This is a genomic window from Mesorhizobium sp., from assembly GCF_005063415.1.
GTDB lineage: Bacteria > Pseudomonadota > Alphaproteobacteria > Rhizobiales > Rhizobiaceae > Mesorhizobium.
Map to the genome: position 1 here is coordinate 27,464 of NZ_SUEG01000069.1, position 1,974 is coordinate 29,437.

Below are 1,974 nucleotides of genomic sequence, written 5' to 3' on the forward strand. Positions count from 1 at the left end.
CGGCCCGCACCCGGCGCACCGGCCGCAGCGTCCCGCTGACGACGCCCGGCGGCGGCTCGCTGCATGTTTTGTGGCGCGACGACGACCACGTCATCCTGACCGGTGCCGCCGAATGGGAATTTTCCGGCAACTTCGATCCGTCGACCGGGGCGTGGGCGCGCGACACCGAAAGCGCCGCCTGATGGCTCCTCGTGGCAACAAGGGCATCGATGTCGTCACCTTCGGCTGCCGGCTCAACACCTATGAATCGGAGGTGATGCGGCGCGAAGCCGAAAGTGCGGGTCTCGGCGGGCTCGAAGGCGGCGCCATCATCTTCAACACCTGCGCCGTCACCGGCGAGGCGGTGCGCCAGGCCAAGCAGTCGATCAGAAAAGCCCGCCGTGAGAACCCGGCCGCCCGCATCATCGTTACCGGCTGCGCTGCGCAGACCGGCCCGCAGGATTTCGTCGCCATGGACGAGGTCGATCTGGTCCTCGGCAATGAGGAGAAGCTCAGGGCGCATTCCTATCGCGCGCTGCCGGATTTCGGCGTCAACGACACTGAGAAGGCGCGCGTCAACGATATCTTTTCAGTGCGCGAGACGGCCGCCCACATGGTCGACGCCATCGAGGGCCGGGCGCGCGCTTTCGTCCAGGTGCAGAACGGCTGCGACCACCGCTGCACCTTCTGCATCATTCCTTACGGTCGCGGCAATTCGCGCTCTGTACCGATGGGCGCCGTGGTCGAGCAGGTCAAGCGACTCGTCGGCAATGGTTATGCCGAGATCGTGCTGACCGGCGTCGACATGACCAGTTTTGGCGCCGATCTGCCGGGCGCGCCGAAGCTCGGCAAATTGGTCAAGACCATCCTGAAGCAGGTGCCGGACGTGAAACGCCTGCGGCTTTCCTCCATCGATTCGATCGAGGCCGACGACGATCTGCTGGACGCCATCGCCACCGAGCCGAGGCTGATGCCGCATCTACATCTGTCGCTGCAATCGGGTGACGACATGATACTGAAGCGGATGAAACGCCGGCACAGCCGCGACCAGTCGATCCGCTTTTGCGAGGATGTGCGCAAACTGCGCCCCGGCATCGTTTTCGGCGCCGACATCATCGCCGGCTTCCCGACCGAGACGGACGCCATGTTCGAAAACTCGCTGGAAATCGTCGAGGAATGCGGCCTGACGCATCTCCATGTCTTCCCGTTTTCGCCGCGCCAGGGCACGCCCGCCGCGCGCATGCCTCAGCTCCGCCGCGACGTCGTCAAGCAACGCGCGGCACGCCTGCGCGCCGCCGGCGAGGCCGCCTATCGCCGCCATCTTGCCTCGCTCGCCGGCACACGCCAGTCGATCCTGGTCGAGCGCGACGGGCTCGGCCGCACCGAAGGGTTTACGCTGGCCGCGGTCTCTGCCGGCACGCCGGGCGACATCGTCGAGGCTGATATCGCCGGTCATGACGGTATCAGACTGATCGCCGCGCCGCTTGCCGCCCGCGCCGCCTGAGAGCGCAAGACATGGCTGGGTTCTTCAAGAAGATATTTTCGTTCGGCAAGAAGGAAGTCGTCGAGGAGCGGCCCGATGAGGCCGCACCGCTGCCGCCGATCAAATGGGATGAACTGGAAGCGCTGAAGCCGGCCGCCGAACAGGCCGTCCCGGAGTTTTTGAAACGCGAAGAGCCGCGGCCCGAGGCAGATACTGCGCCTCCGTCGTCTGTCGACACCGAAGCACCACCTGCGCCGCAGCCACAGCTCCAACCTGCACCAACCATTCCGCCCGAGCCAGAGATCCAGCCGGAACCCGCTCTGATCGAGGAGCCGGAGGCGCCTGCCGAGGAATCGGCGTCAGAGGAGATTCCGTCTGCTCCCGTCATTCCCGAGCCAGAGCCGACGCAACCAGAGATCGTCCAGTCATCCGAACGTGGCGCCGCCCCTCATCCGCCTGCCGGCACCTTCTCCCCGTATATTGACGGGGGGAAGGGGGCTGATCGGCAGGCC

The 1,974-nt window shown here is 65.9% G+C and carries 1 protein-coding gene and 2 pseudogenes; all 3 read left to right on the plus strand.

Going from position 1 to position 1,974, the window contains the following annotated elements:
• Positions 1 to 182: pseudogene (locus E5W70_RS18725) on the plus strand (diaminopimelate epimerase); the annotation flags it as partial.
• The gene (mtaB, locus tag E5W70_RS18730; RefSeq protein ID WP_292660661.1) at positions 182 to 1,483 is read left to right on the plus strand and encodes a tRNA (N(6)-L-threonylcarbamoyladenosine(37)-C(2))-methylthiotransferase MtaB; all 1,302 of its coding nucleotides are present in this window, start codon (positions 182 to 184) and stop codon (positions 1,481 to 1,483) included. The pseudogene E5W70_RS18725 and the gene mtaB, both read left to right, overlap by 1 nt.
• A gap of 11 nt (positions 1,484 to 1,494) precedes the next feature.
• A pseudogene (locus tag E5W70_RS18735) lies at positions 1,495 to 1,974 on the plus strand (signal recognition particle-docking protein FtsY); the annotation flags it as partial.